Source organism: Maribacter halichondriae (assembly GCF_027474825.1).
Taxonomy (GTDB): Bacteria; Bacteroidota; Bacteroidia; order Flavobacteriales; family Flavobacteriaceae; genus Meishania; species Meishania halichondriae.
This window is the reverse complement of record NZ_CP107030.1, coordinates 260,813-281,812: the sequence shown is the minus strand read 5'-3', so window position 1 is coordinate 281,812 and position 21,000 is coordinate 260,813. Positions and strand designations below refer to the sequence as shown.

The 21,000-nt window shown below is 41.2% G+C and carries 22 protein-coding genes; 9 read left to right on the top strand and 13 right to left on the bottom strand.

The window, feature by feature from the left end:
• Positions 1 to 339: an L-rhamnose mutarotase gene (locus N8A86_RS01320; protein ID WP_273567426.1), complete on the bottom strand. Its 339-nt coding sequence runs from the start codon at positions 337 to 339 to the stop codon at positions 1 to 3.
• A 153-nt stretch (positions 340 to 492) separates the two neighbouring features.
• On the opposite strand from N8A86_RS01320, the gene uxuA reads away from it, so the two are divergent.
• The 5 genes from uxuA to N8A86_RS01295 all read left to right on the top strand — a co-directional run bounded on the left by uxuA (position 493) and on the right by N8A86_RS01295 (position 6,399).
• Entirely contained in the window at positions 493 to 1,659 is a 1,167-nt protein-coding gene (gene uxuA / locus N8A86_RS01315) for a mannonate dehydratase (RefSeq protein ID WP_273567425.1), read from the top strand.
• A 36-nt stretch (positions 1,660 to 1,695) separates the two neighbouring features.
• Positions 1,696 to 3,321 (top strand): sodium:solute symporter, encoded by a 1,626-nt coding sequence (locus N8A86_RS01310; RefSeq protein ID WP_273567424.1) that lies wholly within the window; start codon positions 1,696 to 1,698, stop codon positions 3,319 to 3,321.
• A 140-nt stretch (positions 3,322 to 3,461) separates the two neighbouring features.
• Positions 3,462 to 4,487: a Gfo/Idh/MocA family protein gene (locus N8A86_RS01305; RefSeq protein WP_273567423.1), complete on the top strand. Its 1,026-nt coding sequence runs from the start codon at positions 3,462 to 3,464 to the stop codon at positions 4,485 to 4,487.
• The gene (locus N8A86_RS01300; RefSeq protein ID WP_273567422.1) at positions 4,484 to 4,810 is read left to right on the top strand and encodes a hypothetical protein; all 327 of its coding nucleotides are present in this window, start codon (positions 4,484 to 4,486) and stop codon (positions 4,808 to 4,810) included. The genes N8A86_RS01305 and N8A86_RS01300 overlap by 4 nt, the downstream gene beginning before the upstream one ends.
• Positions 4,811 to 4,824: 14 nt before the next feature.
• Positions 4,825 to 6,399, top strand: coding sequence for an arylsulfatase (locus tag N8A86_RS01295; RefSeq protein ID WP_273567421.1), 1,575 nt, complete (start codon positions 4,825 to 4,827; stop codon positions 6,397 to 6,399).
• 51 nt (positions 6,400 to 6,450) lie between these two features.
• On the opposite strand, the gene N8A86_RS01290 is transcribed toward N8A86_RS01295, so the two are convergent.
• The 4 genes from N8A86_RS01290 to N8A86_RS01275 all read right to left on the bottom strand — a co-directional run bounded on the left by N8A86_RS01290 (position 6,451) and on the right by N8A86_RS01275 (position 9,295).
• Positions 6,451 to 7,110, bottom strand: a complete 660-nt coding sequence (locus tag N8A86_RS01290) for an ankyrin repeat domain-containing protein (RefSeq protein ID WP_273567420.1) — start codon at positions 7,108 to 7,110, stop codon at positions 6,451 to 6,453.
• Positions 7,111 to 7,221: 111 nt separating this feature from the next.
• Positions 7,222 to 7,350: a helix-turn-helix domain-containing protein gene (locus N8A86_RS21935; RefSeq protein WP_430682175.1), complete on the bottom strand. Its 129-nt coding sequence runs from the start codon at positions 7,348 to 7,350 to the stop codon at positions 7,222 to 7,224.
• Positions 7,329 to 8,057, bottom strand: a complete 729-nt coding sequence (locus N8A86_RS01285) for a hypothetical protein (RefSeq protein ID WP_273567419.1) — start codon at positions 8,055 to 8,057, stop codon at positions 7,329 to 7,331. The genes N8A86_RS21935 and N8A86_RS01285 overlap by 22 nt, the downstream gene beginning before the upstream one ends.
• Positions 8,054 to 9,295: an aldose epimerase family protein gene (locus N8A86_RS01275; protein ID WP_430682174.1), complete on the bottom strand. Its 1,242-nt coding sequence runs from the start codon at positions 9,293 to 9,295 to the stop codon at positions 8,054 to 8,056. The genes N8A86_RS01285 and N8A86_RS01275 overlap by 4 nt, the downstream gene beginning before the upstream one ends.
• 57 nt (positions 9,296 to 9,352) lie before the next feature.
• Here N8A86_RS01275 and N8A86_RS01270 point away from each other — a divergent pair, with 57 nt between their 5' ends.
• Together N8A86_RS01270 and galK are read left to right on the top strand one after the other, a co-directional pair.
• Positions 9,353 to 10,432 (top strand): formylglycine-generating enzyme family protein, encoded by a 1,080-nt coding sequence (locus N8A86_RS01270; RefSeq protein ID WP_337251713.1) that lies wholly within the window; start codon positions 9,353 to 9,355, stop codon positions 10,430 to 10,432.
• A gap of 79 nt (positions 10,433 to 10,511) precedes the next feature.
• A complete protein-coding gene (galK, locus tag N8A86_RS01265) occupies positions 10,512 to 11,639 on the top strand; it encodes a galactokinase (RefSeq protein ID WP_273567418.1) in 1,128 nt (375 codons plus the stop codon).
• A gap of 214 nt (positions 11,640 to 11,853) precedes the next feature.
• On the opposite strand, the gene N8A86_RS01260 is transcribed toward galK, so the two are convergent.
• Positions 11,854 to 12,558 carry a LytR/AlgR family response regulator transcription factor gene (locus tag N8A86_RS01260; RefSeq protein WP_273567417.1) on the bottom strand — a complete coding sequence of 235 codons (705 nt, stop codon included), beginning with the start codon at positions 12,556 to 12,558 and terminating at the stop codon, positions 11,854 to 11,856.
• Between the two features lie 286 nt (positions 12,559 to 12,844).
• Here N8A86_RS01260 and trxB point away from each other — a divergent pair, with 286 nt between their 5' ends.
• Entirely contained in the window at positions 12,845 to 13,810 is a 966-nt protein-coding gene (gene trxB, locus N8A86_RS01255; RefSeq protein ID WP_273567416.1) for a thioredoxin-disulfide reductase, read from the top strand.
• A 70-nt stretch (positions 13,811 to 13,880) separates the two neighbouring features.
• On the opposite strand, the gene N8A86_RS01250 is transcribed toward trxB, so the two are convergent.
• The 7 genes from N8A86_RS01250 to N8A86_RS01220 form a co-directional block, all read right to left on the bottom strand.
• Positions 13,881 to 14,327: a hypothetical protein gene (locus N8A86_RS01250; RefSeq protein WP_273567415.1), complete on the bottom strand. Its 447-nt coding sequence runs from the start codon at positions 14,325 to 14,327 to the stop codon at positions 13,881 to 13,883.
• A gap of 117 nt (positions 14,328 to 14,444) precedes the next feature.
• A complete protein-coding gene (locus tag N8A86_RS01245) occupies positions 14,445 to 15,494 on the bottom strand; it encodes an aminotransferase class I/II-fold pyridoxal phosphate-dependent enzyme (protein ID WP_273567414.1) in 1,050 nt (349 codons plus the stop codon).
• Positions 15,494 to 16,504 (bottom strand): dipeptide epimerase, encoded by a 1,011-nt coding sequence (locus N8A86_RS01240; protein ID WP_273567413.1) that lies wholly within the window; start codon positions 16,502 to 16,504, stop codon positions 15,494 to 15,496. The genes N8A86_RS01245 and N8A86_RS01240 overlap by 1 nt, the downstream gene beginning before the upstream one ends.
• A 114-nt stretch (positions 16,505 to 16,618) precedes the next feature.
• Positions 16,619 to 17,350 (bottom strand): head GIN domain-containing protein, encoded by a 732-nt coding sequence (locus N8A86_RS01235; protein ID WP_273567412.1) that lies wholly within the window; start codon positions 17,348 to 17,350, stop codon positions 16,619 to 16,621.
• Positions 17,351 to 17,454: 104 nt separating this feature from the next.
• The gene (locus tag N8A86_RS01230) at positions 17,455 to 19,242 is read right to left on the bottom strand and encodes a PspC domain-containing protein (protein ID WP_273567411.1); all 1,788 of its coding nucleotides are present in this window, start codon (positions 19,240 to 19,242) and stop codon (positions 17,455 to 17,457) included.
• Between the two features lie 69 nt (positions 19,243 to 19,311).
• A complete protein-coding gene (locus N8A86_RS01225; protein WP_273569001.1) occupies positions 19,312 to 19,641 on the bottom strand; it encodes a PadR family transcriptional regulator in 330 nt (109 codons plus the stop codon).
• 252 nt (positions 19,642 to 19,893) lie between these two features.
• Entirely contained in the window at positions 19,894 to 20,364 is a 471-nt protein-coding gene (locus tag N8A86_RS01220) for a DUF4870 domain-containing protein (protein WP_273567410.1), read from the bottom strand.
• A gap of 133 nt (positions 20,365 to 20,497) precedes the next feature.
• On the opposite strand from N8A86_RS01220, the gene N8A86_RS01215 reads away from it, so the two are divergent.
• Positions 20,498 to 20,953, top strand: coding sequence for a DUF4442 domain-containing protein (locus tag N8A86_RS01215; RefSeq protein ID WP_273567409.1), 456 nt, complete (start codon positions 20,498 to 20,500; stop codon positions 20,951 to 20,953).
• Positions 20,954 to 21,000: the final 47 nt, after the last annotated feature.

The following is a 21,000-nucleotide window of genomic DNA, read 5'->3' as shown; positions in this document are numbered from 1 at the left end:
TTATCCTTTGTCATACTCGAATATTTTTTCCATAGGCAGCCATTTTTCTCCCGGTTTGGCCCATGGTAGTGCCTGTTGATAGTTCCACATCAGAATTTCCCACTCTTGTACTTTCTCGTTGTTTTCGTCCATTTGTGCTTTTTTCTCAAAGGAAAATTCGTCATCCGTTTCTATGATCATGAACAAGCGATTTTCGATACGATAGATGTCCATGTGAGTAATGCCCGAATCCCCGAGACTATTAAATACCTCGGGCCAAACGTCTCTATGATATTCCTCATAAGCCGCTATAAGTTCTGGGTCGTTTTTTAAATCGCAGGCAAGGCAATGCTTTTTCATAAAGTATGGATTAAATGAGGTATTCTTTTTTCAAATGATGATGAATATAACAAAGTTTTAGGTTTAAATTTAGTGTGAAAAGAAAATTTGGGACGGTGCGGTTAATTTTGTAATCTAGTAAGCTGCGAGCTTCGCATTGATAGCATTGAAAATATGAAGGAAACCTTTAGATGGTTCGGAAATACAGATACGGTGACCTTGCCTTATATCAAGCAAACAGGTGCAACTGGTGTTGTAACGGCTTTACATCATATTCCGAACGGGGAAGTTTGGCCCATAGCGGAAATCAAAAAGACTAAAAGCGAAATCGAGGCGAATGGTTTAGAATGGACGTTTATTGAGAGCATTCCCATCCATGAAAATATAAAACTGCGGAAAAACGATTACACGCAGCGGATTGAAAATTATAAGACCAGTCTGAGAAATGTCGCCGAATGCGGAATCAAGAATGTGTGCTATAATTTTATGCCCGTGTTGGACTGGACCCGCACACATCTACATTGGCCACTTGAAAGTGGAGGTACCGCATTACGTTTTGATAAGGTCGATATGGCCATTTTCGAATGTCATCTTTTAAAACGCAAAAATGCGGATAGCGATTATTCAGCAGAAATCTTGCAACGGGCCGACGAGCATTTTTCTCAAATGAGTGACTCCGAAAGGCGACAATTACAAGATAATGTTTTGATGGGCCTGCCCGGTACCGTTGATAATTTGACGATACCGGTATTTCAGGAAATGATTGCGCAGTACGAAGGCGTTACACATGCTGACCTGAAGGCGAATCTCTCCTATTTTTTAAACGAGGTCATTCCAGTGGCCGAAGAAAACGGAATAAAGATGGCGATTCACCCCGATGACCCTCCTTTTGATATTATGGGCCTTCCCAGAATCATAAAATCGGAGGCCGATCTGGATGATCTGGTCAATTTTGTGGATAGTCCCGCTAACGGAATTACCTTTTGTACGGGATCCCTCGGCGCGAATGCAGACAATGACTTACCTAAGATGATTCGAAAATTTTCGGACCGTATCCATTTTCTCCATCTGCGAAATGTTAGACGTGAGACCGATGGAAGTTTTTATGAAGACCATCATTTAGAAGGGTCTTCCGACATGTACGAAATCGTTAAGGCAGTTTTGGAAATTGAAAAGGCGAGAGGTATGCAATTGCCGATGCGGCCCGACCATGGACATCAGATATTGTATGACCTCGACACCAAAAATGCCTATTCTGGGTATACGGCCATTGGTCGTCTTAAAGGCCTAGCCGAGATTCGGGGATTGGCCATGGGCATATCGAAGAGTGTGGACATGTAGCAGGCGAATTGAAATTTAAAACCAACCAGTTAAACTATGAAAGGACTTGATACACTAGACTGGGTAGTCATCATTGCCTACTTTCTGATTTTATTGGGCGTGGCCTGGTGGGTCATTAGGCAAAAACAAAAAAACACCGAAGATTATTTTTTGGCAGGAAGGAATATTGGCTGGTTCATGGTAGGTGCTTCCATTTTCGCTTCCAATATCGGTTCGGAACACGTTGTTGGCCTAGCCGGAAATGGAGCTGGTGATAAAATGCCGTTATTGATTTATGAGCTGCACGCCTGGATCGTATTGATGCTCGGTTGGGTATTCTTACCTTTCTATGCCCGAAGTGGTGTTTTTACGATGCCGGAATTTCTTGAAAAAAGATTTGATGCCCGTTCACGTTGGGTACTTTCCGTAGTTTCTTTGATTGCCTATATTTTGACCAAAGTTTCCGTAACGATCTATGCCGGTGGAGTAGTTGTTTCAGCTTTATTAGGGATTCCTTTTTGGATTGGTGCGGTTGCAACTGTAGTACTTACAGGATTATACACTGTTTTGGGAGGAATGCGTGCCGTAGTCTATACCGAAACGATTCAAGCCATTATTTTGGTGCTGGGAGCAGGAGTATTGACTTTTATTGGGTTAGATGCGGTAGGAGGCTGGGGCGAATTAAAGGAAACCATTGGCCCGAATTATTTTAATATGTGGCGGCCGAATTCGGATCCTGATTATCCTTGGTTGCCACTTTTTATTACGAGTACGATTGTTGGAATCTGGTACTGGTGTACCGATCAGGTCATTGTACAACGGGTGTTGACCGCCAAAAATATAAAAGAGGGAAGAAGGGGGAGTATTTTCGGAGCTCTATTAAAGTTGATGCCGGTATTTCTTTTTCTCGTTCCTGGCGTTATTGCCTTGGGTTTGAAAATGCAGGGAAAACTGGATTGGGACAGTCCAGACGAGGCATTTCCCGTTTTGATGAGCAATCTACTTCCATCGGGACTTCGGGGATTGGTGGCGGCGGGACTCTTGGCCGCGCTGATGAGTTCGTTGGCATCGGTTTTCAATTCTTGTTCTACTTTGTTTACGTTGGATATTTATAAAAAATTGAAGCCGAACAAACCTGAAGAACAGTTAGTGAGAACAGGTCGCATCGCCACTTTTTTTGTGGTCGGATTGGGGTTGCTTTGGATTCCGATTATTTCCCGCTTGTCCGATGGATTGTACGAATACCTTCAAAATGTACAGGCCTACATTTCTCCTCCGATAGCTGCCGTTTTCCTCTTGGGTATATTTTATAAAAGGATAAATTCCAATGGAGCCATAGCCACCTTGATCGGTGGATTTATCATCGGGTTTTCCAAATTGACGCTTGAAATATTAAAATCGAGTTTTTCCGAAGGAAGTTTTCTATTCAATATCGCCGATATCAATTGGTTGGTTTTTGGAGCCTACTTTTTTGCTATTTGTGTGGCCATAGCGGTTATAGTGAGCATGTTCTATCCGGCACCCTCCCAGGCCCAATTGGCGGGACTGACTTTTGGTACCGTAAGCGCCGAGCAGAAGGCCGCCAACAAATCAAGTTACAACATCTGGGACATCGTTGCTTCGGTAGCAGTGGTTTTAATTGTGCTTTACATCATGGTTTCCTTTAGTACGTTGTCCTTATAGTTAAAAAAAGATGTATATATGACATTACGAGCTATTTAGGTTACAAATTCTATTGTTTATTAAGAATAAAATGATATTATTCTTATATTCACGGTAGCCTATAGTAGTACAATAGCAACTAGAGAAATAAATTCGAAATAATGGAAAATGAAAAAAAGATGAATCCTGTTACGGGTTCAAAAAACTCACGTAGAAGTTTTGTAAAGAAAACTGCCCTGCTTTCGGGGGCGGCCGTATTGCCTTCATTTGAGATGAACGCCATGTTCAATGTTTTTAATGATAAAAAATTGAAAATTGCCTTGGTCGGATGTGGGGGAAGAGGCACCGGAGCTGCCGTTCAAGCCTTACGGGCGGATGGAAATGTAGAACTTGTGGCCATGGCCGATGCCTTTGAAGACCGTCTCAAAGGAAGCCTCGCCAATATCTCGAAAGAGATGGGCGACATGGCGAAAGGTAAGATTAATGTGAAGGACGAACATCAGTTCGTGGGTTTCGATGCGGCCCAAAAAGCGATGGATCTGGCCGATGTAGTTATTTTGGCCACGCCACCTGGATTTCGACCACAGCACTTTGAATATGCCATAAACAATGGTAAGCACGTTTTTATGGAAAAACCAGTGGCCACGGATATTCCCGGTGTTCGTAAGGTTTTGGCCGCTGCCGAAAAGGCAAAGGCAAATAAACTAAATGTAGTTGTAGGATTACAGCGTCATTATCAAGACAATTATTTAGCGGCCATAGATCAATTGAAAAAAGATGCCATTGGCAAGATCGTTTCGGGTCAGGTATATTGGAACAGTGGCGGGGTCTGGGTGCGTGAGCGTCAGCCTGGTCAATCGGAATTGGAGTATCAAATGCGTAACTGGTACTATTTCAACTGGTTATGCGGAGACCATATATTGGAACAGCATATTCATAATATCGATGTGGCCAACTGGTTTATCGGGGAATATCCCGTATCAGCACAGGGAATGGGAGGCCGTCAAGTACGTACCGGTAAAGATCACGGAGAGATATTCGATCATCACTTTGTAGAGTTCACGTATCCCAGTGGTGCCGTGATTGCAAGCCAATGCCGACATCAACCGGAGACCATGAGCAGGGTATCCGAGTTTTTCAGGGAACAAAAGGTACAGTATCAACCGAAGGCGATAATGCCACTTTGAAGGATTATAGTGGGAATACCGTCTTTGAACATAGAGGTAAAGATGATCCAAACCCGTATCAAGTCGAGCATATAAAATTATTCGAATCTATCCGGAATGGTGGGGTCATCGCAAACGGTGAAAACGGTGCCAAAAGTACCATGACCGCTATTTTAGGAAGGATGGCCACTTATTCTGGCAAAGTCGTCACATGGGACGAAGCCATGAAATCCGATTTGGCATTGGTTCCAGATAATCTGACTTGGGATTCAAAAGCACCTGTACAACCCAATGCCGATGGATGGTATGAAATTCCTACGCCCGGAAAAACGGTCGTACTTTAAAACCATAAAGTTTTATGCAACTAATTAAATCAATGGCATCCCTGCTTTTCGTAGGGATGCTTATTTTTTCCTGTAAAAACGAAAAGAAAAAAGAAGAGGTGGTCCAAGAACCGCAAAAACCCAACATCATCTACATTCTAGCCGATGATCTTGGTTATGCCGAAGTCGGCGCCTACGGTCAGAAGAAGATAGAAACTCCTAATATCGATGCGCTCGCAAAAGAAGGTATGCTCTTCACACAACATTATACCAGTGCCCCTGTATGTGCCCCGGCACGATATATGTTCTTGACCGGAAAGCATGCGGGTCATGCCTATATTAGGGGAAATCACGAATGGAAAGAACGCGGCGATGTCTGGAATTATATCGCCATGGCCAAGGATTCTACACTAGAAGGCCAAAAGCCCATTCCCTCGAATACGGTCACGCTCGGACACAGGCTGCAAGAAGTAGGCTATACCACAGGTCTCGTCGGAAAATGGGGCCTAGGCGCCCCGCACACAAAATCCGTCCCCAATGACATGGGCTTTGATTTTTTCTATGGTTATAATTGTCAACGTCAGGCACATACCTATTATCCATTACATCTTTACAAGAATAGAAATCGCGTGCATTTGGCAAACGATACGGTCGCCCCTAATACAAAATTACCCAAGGGGGCGGATCCGAATGATCCTAAAAGCTATGCGGCCTATAATCTAAAGGATTATGCACCGGATTTGATGTTCCAAGAGGTGAGCAACTTTGTTGATCAAAATAGTACCAACCCTTTCTTTTTGTATTGGGCTACCCCGATACCCCATGTCGCCCTTCAGGCCCCAAAAAAGTGGGTGGATTACTATATCGATAAATTTGGGGAAGAAGAACCCTATCAGGGCGAGCGCTCTTATTTTCCGAATCAAACTCCCCGAGCGGCCTATGCGGCCATGGTTTCTTATCTGGATGAAAATATCGGTAAGCTTGTACAACAACTAAAGGATGAGGGCATTTATAAAAATACCCTGATTATTTTTACTTCGGATAACGGCCCTAGTTATGCCGGTGGGGCAGATCCTGAATTTTTTGAAAGTGCCAAACCGTTTCAAGGAGAATATGGACGAGGAAAAGGTTTTGTATACGAGGGAGGTATTCGGGTGCCCATGATCGCTTCATGGCCCGGAAAAATTAAAGCAGGAAGTACCAGCGACCATATTTCAGCACATTATGATCTGATGGCCACGTTTGGGGACATTGCCGGATATGAAAAGCCTGTAGGAACTGATGGCATCAGCCTGCTGCCAACATTGTTGGCAGAAGAAAACCAATCGAAGCATGATTTTATGTATTGGGAATTCCCAGAATATGGAGGACAGGTGGCCATTCGAATGGGTGATTGGAAGGTGGTACGGCAACATCTTAAGGATGAAAAAAATGAACCAACATTAGAACTTTATAATTTAAAAGATGATCCAACTGAAATGAAAAATGTGGCCGAGGCACACCCTGATATTATTGAAAAAGCCGCCCGCATTTTCGCTGAACAACATACCAATGCTGAGGAAGAGCGGTTTCGGATTCCACTTATTGAGAATGGATTGTTGGGCGATTGATCGGCGATTGATGTAATAATTTTGACGGAGCAGATTTTATGCAGATACTTTTCAGTTATGATTTTCTAAAAGGTACTTCGCTATTTCCTTATGTCCCTCGCGATTGGCAATCATCAATGCCGTGTCTCCATTGTCCATTTTTAATGAGATTGAAGCGTTATTTTCAATCAGAAGTTTTGTAAGGTCCAGGTTACCTCTGTGAACTGCAGAATGTAGAGCTGTTACATTTTGCATTTGTTCTGCATTTACATTTGCTCCGTTTTCGATTAATAACTTACAAAGTTCAAAATTTTCTTTTGCTATTGCAGAATGCAAAGCGTTTACTTTTGATGGGTTTGTAGCCGATAAATTTGGATCAGCTCCTAATTCAATCAAAGATTTTGCGATTTCATTTCGATTGAAAAAACCTGCTAATGATAAAGGAGAGAAACCATCTTCCGAATAAGTGTTCATTAAATCAAAATCAGGTTTATCCAAATAGTCGTTAACTATATTGATTTTACCGCATACAATAGCTTCGTGAAATGAAAATCCTTTCTTTAAGTCAATAGCTCGCTCAAATGCTTTTTCAAGCCCACTATAAGCGATTATCATCAAACCTGAACTTCCACTTTCATCCTTTATATTCAATACATCAGGGTTTTCTTCAATAAATGATATAATTTTTTCAACCTCTTTGTTTTGAATGTGCATTTTAAGCAATTCAATCATATTAGTAGTTTTAGATGTTAGACCTATCACTGTGTAGAAAAATAAGGTTATTATAGTTTTCATTACGATGTCTTTTCCGCAAAGGAAATCATTTAGGTATTGATCGAATTACTATATATCACTTTTTCGCAATGCGCTTGGAGATTGACCTACAACAATTTTAAAGTAATTGCTGAAATTCCCAAAACTTGAATAACCAACATCCAAAGCAATCTCTTTTATGGTTTTGTCAGTTTCCAATATTTGCCGTCTGGCTTCTTGAATTCTTTTTTTGAAATATGCTGGAATGGCGTGATACCAAAAATTTGATTAAAATTCCGTAGTAAATGGTTCTCTGATAATAGACCAACATTTGCCAATTCTTTTAGCCTTAAGTTTTTATGATAATTGCAGTCTATAAAATCCTTAACGAAAAGAACCCTTTGATAAATCTCTTCGCGAGTAGATTTCTTTTTTGATGTTAGTCGCTCGGTCTCGATCAAAGTATTGTTATTCTGTTGAAATATCGCATTCAATAATTGATGATAAAATTCATCTTTTTCAAGTTCGTCCATTCCAAAATGGAATTTATTTCTACCGATTTTGAGCAGTTCGGAGACTTTGCCGCTAAGATGATAATTTCTTTCAAATAGTCTGATTCCCTCTTGGCGTTTTTTATTGAAGTCAAGTAATTTTTCATCCGTAGAATTTAAACTGGAAACTACCTCCGAAACAAAGTCAGGTGAGAAAAACACGCAAAAAGATTCAGTTTCTTTAGGGTTATCAATTGTTAAGCGGTATTTGGTGCATTCGTTAAGAATAAGAAAGTTAGTGTTGCCAACTTGATATTCACGCTGATTTACTAGATAATCTGCTTGACCTCCATAGAAAGACTTTATGGATAAAAAACAATCTCCGGACCATTGGTATTTTTTTGATTTTTGACGGATTATAAAATTATCAATCATTGCAAACATTTATACTTGATTACCATGAAGGCCCTGACTTGTAAATAATTACTACTTAATATCAAATTTATAAACCGTGGAAGAACGATATTCCGCTCCCGGCTCCAGCACCGTACTAGGAAAATCCGGTCGATTTGGCGAATCGGGAAAGTGCTGGGTCTCCAAACAAATCGCACCTCTGAATATAAAAGGTTTATCGTCTTTACCCACGGTCGAGCCGTTTGAAAAATTACTGGTATGATCTGTGCGCCGGGCTCGCTGGTAAAGACTTCCATCACACGACCACTTTTTGGCTCGGTTACCCGGGCTGCAAAAACGAGTCCCTGTTCGTTTTTTGGTGATTCATTTAAAATATAGTTATGATCAAGTCCACCAGTGATTTTTAATTGCGGATGGTCGGCGTCGATATCCTGTCCGATGGGTTTGGGCGACCTATAGTCGAAGGGTGTATTTTCAACGGGCATGGGTTTTCCAACGGGAATTAAACCTTCATCGACAGCATTGATATGATCCGCATTTATTTCAAGTACGTGGTCATGTACGGTGCCTTCTCCATAGCCCTTAAGATTAAAAAAAGAATGGTTGGTCAGGTTAACATGGGTCTTTTTATCCGTGGTCGCGTGATACTCGATTTTTAGCGCATTGTCGTCAGTTAGGAGATAAGAGACCTGTACCTCTAGATTTCCAGGATAGCCTTCATCCATATCAGGGGAGATTCTACTGAACGAAATGTAGTTTTGGGCCACAGAATCCACTTCCCAAACTACGGAATCAAAACCGGTGTCGCCCCCATGTAAATGGTTTTCACCATTATTTTTAACTAGGGTATAGGTTGTTCCGTCAAGTACGAATTTCCCTTTTGCAATGCGGTTTCCGTATCTTCCTATAATCGAACCATAATACTTACCACCAGGTTGTTGGTAACCATCAAGATTCGAGAAACCGAGAACGACATCTTTAAAATCCCCGTTTTTATCCGGCACCATTAACGATACCAAATGTTGCCCAAAATTAGTGAACGAAGCCTCAAGCCCGTTCTTGTTTTGGAGGGTATACAGAGAAACTCCGTCGCCATGTATTGCGTCTTCAAAGTCTTCAGGAAGAATTCCTGAGCGATTACCTTCTGGGTTATTTTCTTTTACAGTGACTTCTTGAGGTTCGGCTTTTTTGGGTTCTTCCTTACATCCATAAAAGCTGATAAAAATGAGTATCAGGGCGAAGGTTTTGTTGATTTTCATAATTTTTCCTTTGGGTTATGAAGATATAAAATAACTTTACATCTTAGCACTTTGCAAATGAAACTACTCATACCGAACATAAAATATTTATTCTTTGCAGTTATTTTTTCGTTGCTATGGAGTTGCGGAGACAGAAAAGAATCGAAAGGGGAATCCACGGATAAATTCGAGTCTAAAATAGTGGAAGAAGTGGAGGACAAAAGTCCACTTTTACAGAATATCCCTGAAAATATCGATGCACCCGAAGATATGGTCTGGATACCAGGGGCTATTCTTTACCAGGGTGCCGTTGCACAAGACCCAATGGCCATGGGGCATGAAAAGCCTTCCTTTGAAGTAGCTGTGGACGGTTTCTTTATGGATGCGACCGAAGTGACCAACGCAAAATTCAAAAAATTCGTTGACGAGACGGGATATATTACCATAGCCGAACGCGAAATCGATTGGGAAGAAATGAAAAAACAACTTCCCGAAGGTACTCCCAAACCCCATGACAGTATCATGCAGCCTGGATCGCTTACTTTTAAGAAAACCAAAACTTCGGTGCCCAATCTATATGATTTTTCACAATGGTGGCAATGGACGATAGGAGCCAACTGGAAACATCCCGATGGTCCTGGAAGTTCTATCCATGGAAAAGAAAATCATCCCGTGGTACACATTGCTTATGAAGACGCCTTGGCCTATTGTGAATGGAGTGGAAGAAGATTGCCTACCGAGGCAGAATGGGAACTTGCAGCCCGGGGAGGCAAGAGCAATACAATTTTTTTCTGGGGAGATGAAAAGACCGCTTTGGGAAAAAACGCAAATACTTGGGAGGGAGAATTCCCGGTAGAGAACACCAAAAATGATGGTTACGAAGAGCGGGCGCCTGTGAAATCTTATCCTCCAAACACTATAGGGCTCTATGATATGGCAGGAAACGTTTGGGAATGGACGAGCGATTGGTACAACACTAATTATTATAACGAAATGAGTGGTTCGGACGGTACTCCAAAAAACCCTCAAGGGGCTAATAGTGCGTTTAATGAAAGAGATCCCTATGCTCGGGAGAAGGTAATGAAAGGGGGTCTTTTCTGTGTAGCGAATCGTATTGCGCCAGTTATCGCATATCGGCGAGAATGGCAACGAGTCTAGACTCTTCTTTGGAACATTTGGGATTTCGTACGGTAGCTTCGGTCGATATGTTGGAAAAGAACAAGAAATAAGCCGGTACATGGAATTTTTAAAGCGTTTTAAGCCTGATTTGACCATTTCTTCACCCGGTAGGATCAATTTAATAGGTGAGCACACGGATTATAATCTAGGATATGTACTACCCACGGCCATCGAGAAAATAATCGAGTTGAAGTTTCAAAAAAATAGTACTTCATCTGCATGTCGTGTTTATAGTAAAGACTTTGATAAAGGTTTTGAATTTGACCTAAAAAGAATTTCGGTAAGTACAGAAGCATGGGAAAACTATGTTCTAGGCGTATTGAACGAAATCTTAAAACGGACGGATAAGGTCCGAGGTTTCGATTGTGTTTTGGAAAGCAACCTACCTTTAGGTTCGGGACTCAGTTCTTCCGCAGCGCTGGAATGCGGAATCGCATTTGGTCTTAACGAGCTTTTTGATCTAAAGCTTTCAAAAATGGAAATGGTATCCCTTTCGCAAATTGCGGAACATACTTATGTAGGTACGCAGTGTGGTATTATGGATCAGTTTGCTTCTGTGATGAGTGAGGCGGGACATGTCATCCTTTTGGATTGTCGTTCGTTGGAACATCAATTGATCCCAATGAAACTACATCCCTATAAAATCATCATGTTAAATACTGGGGTATCGCACAATCTTGCCACGAGTGAATATAATGTTAGAAAAAAGGAATGTGAAGAGGGGGTGGCCATCATAAAAGAGAAATATCCTACGGTTGAATCGCTTCGGGATGTTTCCGAAAAAATGTTGGAATCGTGCAAACTCAAGATGACCGATATCGTTTATAGAAGATGTCATTTTATCATCAACGAAAACGCAAGAGTATTACAAGCGGCCAAAGCGTTGCAAGAGGGAAATCTTGAGGTCGTTGGCCAACTTCTCTACGAGGCGCACGAAGGAATCAGTACATGGTACGAAGTAAGCTGCGCCGAATCGGATTTTTTGGTCGAATTTTCTAAAAAGTATATAGAAGTTTTAGGAGCACGACAGACGGGTGGTGGATTTGGCGGCTGCACGATGAATATTGTTCACGAAGATGCCGTTGAGCGTTTTGTTCAAGAAATTTCAGATGCTTACAAAAAAAGATTCGGTATCGAACTTAGCCCTTTTGAGGTTCGGCCGAGTAATGGTACACAGGTAATCTAAGCCTGATAAACGTTTAATCAATAGGATTCTTCGAGGCTCTACCTCGGGTGTAGCATTCAGATAATGACCTCATCAAGATTCAACGGCCAAGAACCTGGAGCCAAGACAGAAAAGTCTGGTTTCTTGATTCTTGTAGCGCAGTGGTCTTCCCGACGCTTAGGGGCTGATACCTTGATGGCTCTGCCTCGAGGTAGTTCATTAAACACAGTCGTGATCAACCATTGACCAAAGCATCTTCCAATTGGTCCTTTTTGTGGCGACTTAATGGCAATTGCGTACCCTTTATTTCTACTAGGGCCGTATTAAATTTTTCAACTTTTTCAAGATTGACGATATATGATTTGTGAATTCTGAGAAATTTATCCTCTGGTAGTTTTTTGATGAAATTTTTCATTGTAGATAGCACCAAAATACCATTTTTATCGTCCGTCACAATTTTGACATAATCTCCGAAACCTTCTACCCAATTTACGTCATTGATGAAAACTTTGACTTTTTTCAGATTACTGTTGACATAAATATGCTCACCTTCACTACCAGATTCCAGATTGGCGATATGATTGTTCATCGCTCTCTTGACAGATTCGTTAAAACGTTCCTTCGCGATGGGTTTTAACAAGTAGTCTGTTACGTTGTAATCAAAAGCCTGCAACGCATGATCAGGATTACTTGTGATAATAATAATTTGAGGCCTATGGTCCAATGATTCAAGTAGCTGAAAGCCATCCAAGACGGGCATCTCGACATCTAGAAAAATAAGATCAGTATCGTTCTCCATCAAAATCTTTCGTGCATTGATACCATTGTGGTATTCTCCGGTCAATTCAAGATTAGGATGATTTTCAATGAATTTTACTATAGCCGCTCTTTGTACCGAAGAGTCGTCGATAACCATGACTTTTAAGAGGGTAGGTTCCATAACATGCAATTTTTCAGGTAATTATACTATATACAGAGTACAAATGCAAGGGATTCATAAAAGTTTAGTTTTTCCCACCTTATAATTTGCAAAGAAAACCTATAATATTTTATGTATCTATGATAAAGATCATTTTTTCACTTTAGTAGGGGGCCTTATAAAAATAGTCGTCGCCTAACCGATTCTAATTTTAAAAAGTTACCGATAACTTTTCATAAGTTATAAAGTAAGGTTTTTGGTAAAAAACCTACTTTTGTCTTATAAATCATAAAGGAGATTCTTGATTATGTCAGAGCAATTAGAACGTTTAAAAACATTGATTATAGGTTCAGGGCCTGCGGGATATACCGCAGCAATTTATGCCGCCCGGGCAGATTTAAAACCCGTGGTTTATACGGGTATGGAGCCTGGTGGCCAATTGACCACCACCACCGAAGTAGATAACTTTCCAGGGTATCCAGAGGGTATCGACGGCCCGACTATGATGGTGCAATTACAGCAACAAGCGGAACGATTCGGAACGGAGGTTCGTATCGGTATGGTCACAGCAGTGGAGTTGAACGATGAAGTGGGAGGCATACATAAAGCGACCATTGATGACAACAAAGTTATTGAGGCGGAAACGGTCATTATTTCGACCGGTGCTACGGCGAAATACCTCAATATTCCTAGCGAACAACGTCTACGGGGTGGGGGAGTATCTGCCTGTGCCGTGTGTGACGGATTTTTCTATAAAGGACAGGATGTTGCCATCGTAGGAGCTGGAGACACGGCTGCAGAAGAAGCATCGTATCTGGCCAATATTTGCAACAAAGTGACCATGCTGGTCAGAAAAGACCATATGCGTGCCTCTAAGGCCATGCAGCATAGGGTGAACAGTTTAAAAAATATTGAAATACACTATAATACGGAGGTGGATGAAGTTCTGGGAGACCAAGTAGTCGAAGGGCTACGTATGGTCAATAACCAGACCGGAGAAAAAGAGGATATCGCCATAACCGGTCTTTTTATTGCTATCGGCCACAAGCCCAATACCGAAATATTCAAAGGTCAATTGGATATGGACGATGTAGGCTATATCATTACCAAAGGCAAGTCTACAAAGACCAATAAACCTGGAGTTTTCGCCAGTGGCGATGCCCAAGACAAAGAATACCGTCAAGCGGTTACTGCGGCCGGTACCGGTTGTATGGCGGCATTGGATGCCGAACGTTATTTGGCAACGATAGAAACGCCCGAGGAGGTGGTTTAGCACATCATAAATTAACAAAAGAGCCCCGGCCATTATTGGCCGGGGCTTTCTTGTTGGGTTATACTATATTTCAATCTATACGTTTATAGTTTTCCGAAAACGTTTTATACCCATCATCATCTATGGATATTTGGCTATAATGTTTATCATCGGTCAGATTTAGTTGAAAAGTGAAGTTACGTATTGTGTCCAAGGCCATCATCATTTGATAGTCGCCATATTCGATGGTTTCTATTAATTCGGTTTCCGTAATGACGTATGATCCATAACCAAACCTGCCTATGGTATCCCTCGGGTCGGTACGAGACCACATAACTTTGCCATTATAGTACATTTTCATCTGTCGATACCCATCTTGGGTCGGTACGGTATCGGTTATTTTATTATCATTATAAAAATAAAAGCTTTGAAGTTCCCAAGTGCCTTGGATGGAATGATATGCGCTATCTTTTTCAATGTTTCCGGTCGCAGAAACTAGAAGTAGCATCAAAACTATTAGTGCGGATAATTTTTTCATGGCGGTGTTCTTTAGGATTAATACTTACAAAAGTTACGAAAAATAATATTGATATGACAACATGAAACTTACTTTATTGTCATTTTCATAAAGAAAACCATCTAATTTCATCGAGGTTTAAAAACTGTATTCGCCTATACGGGTTGACAATCTTTGAATATCATCTGTGGTATGTTGAGCTCCAAGAATAATTCTGCTCTTTGTATCGTCAATATCGGACGGATAGCTAAAATTAGTAGTGATAATTTGGTTTTTCTTCAGATGGGAAGCCAAACCTGTATCCATGCAAGAAAAGGCGGGATGATCCGCCATAAACAGAAAATGCTTTTTTTCTTCCAAACCAGCTACGAAGAGATCAATATTTCTTTTAAGTTTTTCGCGCTGCGAAATGAAAATAGGTTTCGCTTCAAGTAAAGAAGCCAGGGCGGCAGGTGCTGCAGGACTCGCGCCACCAAAAAAATCCGTGGCCCTAAGTTGGTCGATTCTCTTTTTTGTACCGAATATGGCTCCGGCCTGAATACCGAATCCTTTGCCTAAAGAACAACTGACCAATAGTTCTTTGGGTTTTAATGATGTTAAGATTTCGAAGACCCCATTACCTGATTGGCCTACCACTCCGATACCATGGGAGTCATCGACGATAAGAATCACCTGATTTAAGGGCAGGCTTTGCAGTCCGTCGAAATCTGGGTAATTATATCCTGAAAAATCTATGGAATCGAGCAATACCACGGGAATGGCATTTCCTTTTTTCTTTAAATGCTCGCGCAGGGCAACGTTCAAAACTGCGTACGTGGTGTAAGGTTTGGTTTTAGTCGTAAAGAGTGCGGAGTGGGCATTCGGAGCATAGAATAGCTTATAATCCTTGGATGTGAAATGCTGAACCAATAATTGCCCTGCCAAATATCCCGAAGACATGGTAATTCCACTTTCACTGCCTACAAATTCTGATAAATGGGCTTCTGCTTTATCAAAAATCAATAAACGGACATTAGAGTTTCGGGAAGCACCATAATTGGTGCCGTACTTTTTGACGTTATCGATGAAAATCTGTTGGAATTCTGGTAGAGTCTGCAGTCCTAAATACGACGTCCCACCGAAATATAGATGCTTTGTCCCATCCACAACGATTTCACGACCGGGAAAACTATCAACATACTGTGCCATTATCGTAACGTTATTCCACTTCCACCAAGTTTCGGAAACACCAATTTGCCATTGTTCAGAATTTTGATTCCATCCGCTATATCTTCCTTTATTAATAGGGGGCCATCCATGTCAACATAATCCAATTGTGGTAAAAGTTGAGCGATGGCCGAGATGCCCACGGTTGATTCCGTCATGCAGCCAACCATGATTTTGAGACCCATTTCCTTCCCTTTCTGAATCATGCGTAGGGCAGGGGTAAGGCCCCCGCACTTCGTCAATTTAATATTGATACCGCTGTAATGGAGTCCACACTTTTCGACATCGTTTTCAACGATACAACTTTCATCGGAAATCACCGGCAACACACTATGATGCATCACTTTTTCCATGCCTTCCCAATCATCGGCCTTCAAGGGTTGTTCTAAAAACTCAACCCCTAAATCTTTGAGTTGGGGAGCATTGATTATAGTTTCTTGGGCGGTCCATGCGCAATTGGCATCGATTCTAAAAATGGCATCGGTATGTTTGCGAAGTTCTTTGACAATATTCACATCATCATCCGTACCCAGCTTTATTTTATAGATCGGCCAAGGTAGTTCTTTCATTTTGGCAACCATTTTTTCTATGGGCGCAATGCCAATGGTATAGTTCGTTACAGGATAATTTTCGTTCGAAGTACCCCAAAGTTTATACAAAGGTTTGCTTTTTAGTTTTCCGAACAGATCCCAGGCGGCCAAGTCCAACGCGCAAATAGCGAAGTTGCTCAACTTTCTTTCCACCAGAAATTGATGGAACGTCTTTGGATCGGTCAGCTCGAATGTTTTAATTTCGTTTCGTAAGGACTCGATTTCGGAAACCATACTTTCAATGGTAACCCCATAGTACGAGTTTGAAGTGGCCTCACCATAGCCCGTTTTGTCATCTAATGAAAGACCAACAATTAAGGTGTCTTGAACGTCATGGGACTCCCTTGAGATACTGAAGGTATGTTTTAATGGGAGGGTGTATTTTTTGAGGCCGAGTTGCATCGTATAAGGTTTGTACTAATATAGATAAACCTTCGATACTTTGAAATGAAAACCCAGATTCGGTAGGCGAATCTGGGTCATTATATTAGGTGGTTTAACTTTTATAACCGTATACTAGTATTTATGAACGCTACCCGAAACTGATTTCTTTGTGGTTACATTGGCATCCCCAGTATAGGAGATATTTCCTCCACTACTGGCATCTGCAGTCAATTCGTCCGAAACATTGATACGAATATTGGCACCGCTGCTTGCCCCGGCGTTGCAACTCTTGGCCATTAATTCTTTTGCATTGATATTTGCTCCTTGACTAGCATCTACATACGTCTTATCGCTTCCGCCCGCAACAGTTAAATTTGCGCCGCTGCTGGCTTCAATGTCTACTTGGTCTGCATTGATTTCAATACTCATTAAAGCTCCACTACTAGCGTCTATTTCAAGAATATCGGCCTTGATGGTGCTTTCTGTAGTCAGATGAGAACCACTGCTGCCTTTCAGGGCGGTTACGTCGGGTAAGGATACGTATACTTTTTTTGTGGCACGCCCGATATTCTCGATGGCATGAATCTTTAATTTACCATTTCGGATGTCGGTACCGATGAGGTCCATTACATTTTCATCGGCCTCGACTGAAATTTCGAATTCGTCGGCCTGTGTTACATAAACCTGTATTCCTTCGGAAGCCAAGACTTCGGTAAAATCTTCGGTTATGTCACGTTCTTCGGTTACTACATTACCGTTTCCTGAGATACCAGTACCAAAGTCCCCGATATTGATATCGAACCCACAGGACGATAAAAATATACTTACTAATACTGCAATTGCAATTCGTGCTAAAGTTGTCATGATCGTTGTTTTAAGATTGATGTAAAATTGTTGTTTTAAGTCGTATCTGTATAGTTTATATGACTGGATCGTCGAATGTTTCGGATGAATCGTAAAGGCCTAATTTAATCGGCATCTATCTTCACACCTTTGTCATTTATATTGATGTCTACACTATCGCGGCTATCCTTTGCTTTGATTTCGACACCATCTTCATTGATTTTCATTTTGAACGAATCCGTTTCATCTTTGATATTGATGTCGATTCCATCTTCATTGATGTTGATGCGGTTATTGCCTTCATCATCATCGTCATTCCATTCATTTTCAGGGCAATTTTGGCACTCCCATTCGCCTTTTGGGTTCAGTTTCCATATGTAATCCTCGAAATCACAACCGTTCATATCCCTATCGTTAGTTGCACGAATCGTTGAACAGCGACTATTCGAGCGATCATAATCGATAATCGTACCTACCGGTAAAAACAAATTGACACGTACCTCTTGATCTTTGAACTTGTTTTCCCTTGGAGTAGTCAGAAAATCGTTCAGTATAATGCTGTTTCCTTCGATAACATAGCTATAGTCGATTCTTTCCGCAGTTTCCTTGGCACTTTGGAACGAGCTACCATCTGCATTTTTACGTATCTCGATTCGAGCAATACTATCTTTCGATTTTTTCAAGTATACCCGTACATCTTCCGAAACCAATTCTTCTTGACCTTCTTCATTAAAATTCAATCGCATACCGTTGATTCCGATGCGATTTCCGTCATTAGGAATATCGGTGGCTTTCATAACAATATTTAAGGTATCTATTGGCTGATTAAAGACCAATTCGTTTTCAGTGGTCGTACTTCCGGAATAGGCATGTGCCGCTGCCTCTTTGATCCCGAGTACGATCAACGTAATCAACGAGATCAACCATAGGCCCAATAAGGAGAACTTAGCGATATTACCGATGGATTTTAAGTTGTTGACCAAAATCTTCAATCCTAAATATAAAAGGAAGAAAAACGGAATGCCGATGGCGAAAAATCCAAGCAACGATACCAACCATACTGGGGTATTGGTCGCATTGACGATATTGTAGAAATCCACCCCAGGGATATGTACCATATCTAAAATACCTACCGTAAAGAGACCAATGAACAGACCGATAATCGTAGCGGCCCCTATGATAATCAATAGGATACCTATGAACTTTCCGAAAATTTTGAAGAAGAACATGATAATATCGCCCAGGGTATCAAAAAAAGTCTTACCGCTGCTTTTTACTTTGTTTCCCACACCTTCGTAGTCCACACTTTTTACCCTATCGGCAACTTCGTCAAAACCTTCTTTTACTTTTCGTTCAATATTGCTTATGTTGATCGCTTCCCCCTTCATATCCAATTTTTGGGAGGTTGTCGCGGCCTCGGGAATCAATATCCATAAGAGACCGTAAATCAAGATGAACCCTCCACCTGAAAAAATGGTCAAGAATATCCAAAGCAATCGTACCCAAAGAGCATCTATTCCGAAATAGTGTCCCAATCCTGAGGATACCCCAGCTACATATTTCTCGTCGGTATCACGATATAGTTTTTTAGAGCGTTTCGCTGCGCTACTTGATCTGCTTGATTGGGGTTCATCTTCAAATATGTCTTCATCAACCATATAATCTTCGGGCTGGCCCATGATGGTGATGACTTCATCGACTTCTTTTTCAGTGATTACCTGCCGTTCGTTTTCCAGTTTTTCATAAAAAAGTTCGGCGATACGTGCTTCGATATCGGCCATGATCTCATCGCTACCTGGCGTATTAGCAAAGGAACGTTTTATCGATTCGAGATAACGGCGCATTTTGTTATAGGCCTGTTCGTCAATATGAAAAAGCCTGTTTGCGAGATTAATATTTACTGTCTTGTTCATTTTTTGATGTTTTTTTACCCTTTCTTGTCATCCTGAGCGGAGTCGAAGGACTGGGTCTGTTTTTTGTGGCTATTTGTTTTTCGTCACCACATTGGTGGCATTTCTCAATTCGTCCCAGGTGGTATCCAATTCTTTTAGGAATAGTTTACCTGTTTCTGTCAACGTATAGTACTTTCTTGGCGGCCCAGAGGTGGACTCTTCCCAACGGTAGTTGAGCAGCCCCGCATTCTTTAGCCGGGTCAATAGGGGATAGATCGTACCCTCTACTACGAGCATCTTGGCGTCTTTTAGGGTCTCAAGAATTTCGGATGCATATTTGTCCCTTCCGTTCAATATGGAAAGTATGCAGTATTCCAATACCCCTTTGCGCATTTGTGCTTTTGTATTTTCTACATTCATAATTTCTTTTTTCTTTTTATGCGGAACTCTTTCTGGTATGTCTGAAATTTGCGTCTGCATAGTTTAACTGTTCGTTTTCTAATCGATGAATAAACATCTTGATGATTGATTTTTGATTGATGATTAAACTCCTATTTACTACCGGGTATGATGAGTACCCTTTGATTGATGATTCGTTTTAATGTAAGCTGATCAACCTGCTGGAAATACCAGTGCATATAGTTTCAGCTATTAATGTTTTTCGATACTTCATTATTTTATAAAGTTTATCGTAAACGGATAAACATATTTTTCGCCTTTACCACTTTTCAAAGTGGCTAGAATGGTACATACGACGTCAAGTACCAAAAGTCCTAGTCCGAGCATACCCGCCGTAATCATAAAAATGATATGAATGCCCCAGCCCGAATGGTCATGGCTGAATTCAGATAGATCGTGGCGGTTCAAATCGAAGATGTCGATAAAACCTACAAACTCAAAAGCGAAAACGAAGAACAAGATTCCTGTTATCGCCGCAAGGACCACGCTGTATAGTAAAATACTTATTTGAAAATTCAACGCCTGCTTTCCGTTATAGTCCACGAATGCATGATCGTTCTTATTGGCCGTCCATAATACTAACGGAAGTAAAAAGTTCCCAAAAGGAATAAAGTACTTCGAAAGGGTCGACGCATGTATGATAGCGGACAAATTTTTTTCGTGCTTGGTCAATGTATCTGTCATAGCTTAGTAATTTCTTATACAAATATATATCTAAAAGAAGGTACTATGCAACACACAGTACTAAATATTAACAAAAGTTTAACAAATATATATTGGGATATTTTCAATACTTTTGAGGAAATCATACGTAAATATGGGCGTTACCGCTAGTAAATTCAATAAATTCACTTTTTTCAAATTACCGGCCGCTTGGTGGACGGGTGTGCGGGTAAAATCGATAAATGAGCAGCGATGCGTGGTAACCGTAACCCATAGTTGGCGTAATCAGAATCCGTTTAAGTCGATGTTTTGGGCTATACAGGGTATGGCTGCCGAGCTAAGCACAGGTGCCATGGTCATCAATCAAATTCGCGAAAGTGGTAAGAAAATCTCCATGCTGGTTGCGAATAATAATGCTAATTTCTCCAAGAAAGCCACAGGTAGAATAACCTTTACATGCGAAGACGGGTTTTTAATCGGGGAGGCCATTCAAAGAACTGTGGCAACTGGCGAGGGGCAGACCTTTTGGATGAAATCAGTCGGAGTGAATGAAGATGGGGTAGTGGTGTCTACCTTTAATTTTGAGTGGACGGTGAGGGTTAAGAGTTGAAGGTTGCTATTTGATGGATGACAAAGCGATACCTTAATTTTTTTTTG